Raw genomic sequence first — 5,428 nt, forward strand, 5'->3', positions numbered from 1 at the left:
AAAAAAAAGGCGGCGACATACTCTCCCACATAACTGCAGTACCATCTGCGCAGTCGGGCTTAACTTCTCTGTTCGAGATGGGAAGAGGTGAGCCCCGACGCAATAACCACCTTAAGCTGGTTTGCAAGGGTGATGCGTTTTACATCAACAATGCACAATATCTTAACATACTGAGATAAAAAATAATTTTTGGAAAGATTGCCGCTCCCCTTTCGGGGAGCAAGCGACGTACATAAGCTTACGGGTTATTAGTACTACTCGACTATGACATTACTGCCTTTACATCTATAGCCTATCAACGTGGTCATCTTCCACGACCCTTAAAAGAAATCTCATCTTGTGGTGGGTTTCGCGCTTATATGCTTTCAGCGCTTATCCCTTCCAAACGTAGCTACTCTGCGGTGCTCCTGGCGGAACAACAGATACACCAGAGGTTTGTCCAATTCGGTCCTCTCGTACTAGAATCAGATCCACTCAAATTTCTAACGCCCACAGTAGATAGAGACCGAACTGTCTCACGACGTTCTGAACCCAGCTCGCGTGCCACTTTAATGGGCGAACAGCCCAACCCTTGGGACCTTCTCCAGCCCCAGGATGTGACGAGCCGACATCGAGGTGCCAAACCCCCCCGTCGATATGAGCTCTTGGGGGAGATCAGCCTGTTATCCCCGGCGTACCTTTTATCCTTTGAGCGATGGCCCTTCCATGCGGAACCACCGGATCACTATGCTCTACTTTCGTACCTGATCGACCTGTATGTCTCTCAGTCAAGCTCCCTTATGCCATTGCACTCTACGCACGGTTACCAAGCGTGCTGAGGGAACCTTTAGAAGCCTCCGTTACTCTTTTGGAGGCGACCACCCCAGTCAAACTACCCACCAAGCAATGTCCTCTGGATTCCAGAGTTAGACCTCAGATAAGCAAAGGGTGGTATTTCAACAATGACTCCACAACGCCTGGCGACGCCATTTCACAGTCTCCCACCTATCCTACACATCACTTATCCAAGACCAATACTAAGCTATAGTAAAGGTGCACAGGGTCTTTTCGTCCCACTGCGGGTAATCGGCATCTTCACCGATACTACAATTTCACCGAGCTCATGGCTGAGACAGTGTCCAGATCGTTACACCATTCGTGCAGGTCGGAACTTACCCGACAAGGAATTTCGCTACCTTAGGACCGTTATAGTTACGGCCGCCGTTTACTGGGGCTTCAATTCAATGCTTCTCCGAAGATAACATCTCCTCTTAACCTTCCAGCACCGGGCAGGTGTCAGGCCCTATACCTCATCTTACGATTTTGCAGAGCCCTGTGTTTTTGATAAACAGTCGCCTGGACCTTTTCACTGCGGCCAGCTTGCGCTGGCGACCTTTCTCCCGAAGTTACAGGTCTATTTTGCCTAATTCCTTAGCCATGAATCTCTCGAGCACCTTAGGATTCTCTCCTCGACTACCTGTGTCGGTTTACGGTACGGGTACTGTTAATCTAAGTTTAGAGGTTTTTCTTGGAAGCCCTTAGGTACACTATCACTTTGTCCGAAGACTCCGTGTACTATCGCATTTCCCCAAGCCGCGTGGATTTGCCTGCGCAGCTTATAGGTAGGTGCTTTAACGAACTATTCCGTCAGTTCGCGGTACTTTCATCACTCCGTCACCCCATCACAATTAACAGTAGTACGGGAATATTAACCCGTTGGCCATCGACTTCCCCTTTCGGGTGCGCCTTAGGACCCGACTAACCCTCAGCTGATTAGCATAGCTGAGGAAACCTTAGTCTTTCGGTGTGCGGGTTTCTCGCCCGCATTATCGTTACTTATGCCTACATTTTCTTTTCTAACCGGTCCAGCATACCTTACGATACACCTTCAACCCTGTTAGAATGCTCCCCTACCACTTACGCAAATGCGTAAATCCATAGCTTCGGTAGTATACTTATGCCCGATTATTATCCATGCTCGTCCGCTCGACTAGTGAGCTGTTACGCACTCTTTAAATGAATGGCTGCTTCCAAGCCAACATCCTAGCTGTCTGGGCAGACAAACCTCGTTTTTTCAACTTAGCATACATTTGGGGACCTTAGCTGATGGTCTGGGTTCTTTCCCTCTCGGACATGGACCTTAGCACCCATGCCCTCACTGCTGGTAAACATTATATAGCATTCGGAGTTTGTCAGGAATTGGTAGGCGGTGAAGCCCCCGCATCCAATCAGTAGCTCTACCTCTATATAACTTATAACCAGCGCTGCACCTAAATGCATTTCGGGGAGTACGAGCTATTTCCGAGTTTGATTGGCCTTTCACCCCTACCCACAGGTCATCCGAAGACTTTTCAACGTCAACCGGTTCGGACCTCCACTATGTGTTACCACAGCTTCATCCTGCCCATGGGTAGATCACACGGTTTCGCGTCTACCACTACTGACTATAGCGCCCTATTCAGACTCGCTTTCGCTACGGATCCACAGCTTAACTGCTTATCCTTGCCAGCAACGGTAACTCGTAGGCTCATTATGCAAAAGGCACGCCGTCACCCCACTAAAGGGCTCCGACCGCTTGTAAGCGTATGGTTTCAGGATCTATTTCACTCCGTTATTCACGGTTCTTTTCACCTTTCCCTCACGGTACTGGTTCACTATCGGTCTCTCAGGAGTATTTAGCCTTAGCGGATGGTCCCGCCAAATTCAGACAGGGTTTCACGTGCCCCGCCCTACTCAGGATACCACTATCCTTATCTTCTCTTACCTGTACGGGACTATCACCCTGTATCGTCTACCTTTCCAGGTAGTTCCAGTTCAATCCGCAAGAAATATCGTGGTCCTACAACCCCATACATGCCGTAACATTTATGGTTTGGGCTAATCCGCGTTCGCTCGCCACTACTTACGGAATCACTTTTGTTTTCTTCTCCTCCGCCTACTTAGATGTTTCAGTTCAGCGGGTTTGCTCACCTATCGGTGTGACATGTCTTCAACATGCCGGGTTGCCCCATTCGGATATCTACGGATCAAATCGTGTGTGCCGATCCCCGTAGCTTTTCGCAGCTTATCACGTCCTTCTTCGCCTCTGAGAGCCTAGGCATCCCCCATACGCCCTTATTTTGCTTATTGTACTTTTGCACTGTACATTACTGTACAGAGCGTGTTCTTTCTACTTTGTTATTATTTTCTTATCTCAATATGTCAATGAACTTTACTAATTTGAAAATTTGAAGATTCGTTAATTTGAAGATGACAATCATTTTCAAATTCTCAAATCGATTCATTTTCAAATCAATTTGTGGAGAATATCGGAGTCGAACCGATGACCTCCTGCGTGCAAGGCAGGCGCTCTAGCCAGCTGAGCTAATCCCCCGTTTTTCCAGTGGACAGTTAACAGTTCTAAGTTAACAGTACTTCAAACGGTTACTCAACCTCCAGAATTTCCTCTTAAGCATTTCAGTAGTCCCGGGCAGACTCGAACTGCCGACCCCTACATTATCAGTGTAGTACTCTAACCAGCTGAGCTACGAGACTCTGTTTTTTGCTTAATTTATTATTTGAATTAACAGCGAGAGTAAAAAATTCCTTCAATCTTAATATCCTATCCTCTTATCGTCTCTAGAAAGGAGGTGTTCCAGCCGCACCTTCCGGTACGGCTACCTTGTTACGACTTAGCCCCAGTTACTAGTTTTACCCTAGGCAGCTCCTTACGGTCACCGACTTCAGGTACCCCCAGCTTCCATGGCTTGACGGGCGGTGTGTACAAGGCCCGGGAACGTATTCACCGGATCATGGCTGATATCCGATTACTAGCGATTCCAGCTTCACGGAGTCGAGTTGCAGACTCCGATCCGAACTGAGAACGGTTTTATAGATTCGCTCCTACTCACGTAGTGGCTGCTCTCTGTACCGTCCATTGTAGCACGTGTGTAGCCCAAGGCGTAAGGGCCGTGATGATTTGACGTCATCCCCACCTTCCTCACAGTTTACACTGGCAGTCTTGTTAGAGTTCCCGACTTGACTCGCTGGCAACTAACAACAGGGGTTGCGCTCGTTATAGGACTTAACCTGACACCTCACGGCACGAGCTGACGACAACCATGCAGCACCTTGTAAATTGTCCGAAGAAAAAACTGTTTCCAGTCCTGTCAATCTACATTTAAGCCTTGGTAAGGTTCCTCGCGTATCATCGAATTAAACCACATGCTCCACCGCTTGTGCGGGCCCCCGTCAATTCCTTTGAGTTTCATTCTTGCGAACGTACTCCCCAGGTGGGATACTTATCACTTTCGCTTAGCCACTGAAATTGCTTCCAACAGCTAGTATCCATCGTTTACGGCGTGGACTACCAGGGTATCTAATCCTGTTCGCTCCCCACGCTTTCGTCCATCAGCGTCAATCCACTGGTAGTAACCTGCCTTCGCAATTGGTATTCCATGTAATATCTAAGCATTTCACCGCTACACTACATATTCTAGTTACTTCCCAGTAATTCAAGTCTGACAGTATCAATGGCCGTTCCATCGTTGAGCGATGGGCTTTCACCACTGACTTATCAAACCGCCTACGGACCCTTTAAACCCAATGATTCCGGATAACGCTTGGATCCTCCGTATTACCGCGGCTGCTGGCACGGAGTTAGCCGATCCTTATTCTTACGGTACCGTCAAGCTCCTACACGTAGGAGTGTTTCTTCCCGTACAAAAGCAGTTTACACACCATAGATGCTTCTTCCTGCACGCGGCATGGCTGGATCAGGCTTGCGCCCATTGTCCAATATTCCTCACTGCTGCCTCCCGTAGGAGTCTGGTCCGTGTCTCAGTACCAGTGTGGGGGATCTCCCTCTCAGGACCCCTACCTATCGTTGCCATGGTAAGCCGTTACCTTACCATCTAGCTAATAGGACGCATGCCCATCTTTTACCGTTGGAACTTTAATAATCAGATGATGCCATCTAAATATACCATGGGGCATTAATCCAAATTTCTCTGGGCTATTCCCCTGTAAAAGGTAGGTTGCATACGCGTTACGCACCCGTGCGCCGGTCTCAAACACCGAAGTGTTCTACCCCTCGACTTGCATGTGTTAGGCCTGCCGCTAGCGTTCATCCTGAGCCAGGATCAAACTCTTCATCGTATATTGTGCGCTCTTACGAGCAATTTTTATAGACAAAGGCTAGGCTTTTTCAAATCTTACAGATTCTCTTACTCTCTTTTTTATTTGTCTTAAAATCTCTTTTAAGACGGCTGTCAATTCAATATGTCTATGAACGTTTTCTTCTTTGTTTTTCGCCTCTCTTTCGGTTAGCGGGTGCAAAAGTAAGCATCTTTTTTAAACTAACAAGTGTTTTTGAAATTATTTTTGAATTTATTTCAAATTACTCGTTTTTCAGTTTTTCTAAGAACAATCCCTCTCTTGCGGGGTGCAAATATAAAAACTAATTTCTTCC

General features: G+C 47.5%; 2 tRNA genes and 3 rRNA genes. All 5 read right to left on the minus strand.

Going from position 1 to position 5,428, the window contains the following annotated elements:
* Nucleotides 1-4 precede the first annotated feature (4 nt).
* Nucleotides 5-114, minus strand: a 5S ribosomal RNA gene (gene rrf / locus ACSVH6_RS13505).
* A 114-nt stretch (nucleotides 115-228) separates the two neighbouring features.
* Nucleotides 229-3,108, minus strand: a 23S ribosomal RNA gene (locus ACSVH6_RS13510).
* A gap of 170 nt (nucleotides 3,109-3,278) precedes the next feature.
* Nucleotides 3,279-3,352 (minus strand) — tRNA-Ala (locus ACSVH6_RS13515).
* 87 nt (nucleotides 3,353-3,439) lie between these two features.
* A tRNA-Ile gene (locus tag ACSVH6_RS13520) sits at nucleotides 3,440-3,513 on the minus strand.
* A gap of 88 nt (nucleotides 3,514-3,601) precedes the next feature.
* A 16S ribosomal RNA gene (locus tag ACSVH6_RS13525) occupies nucleotides 3,602-5,115 on the minus strand.
* Together the 16S, 23S and 5S rRNA genes with 2 tRNA genes alongside form the textbook arrangement of a ribosomal RNA operon.
* Nucleotides 5,116-5,428 lie beyond the last annotated feature (313 nt).

Origin of the sequence: Flavobacterium sp. XGLA_31, assembly GCF_051547105.1 — a bacterium.
In the GTDB taxonomy this organism is placed as follows: domain Bacteria; phylum Bacteroidota; class Bacteroidia; order Flavobacteriales; family Flavobacteriaceae; genus Flavobacterium.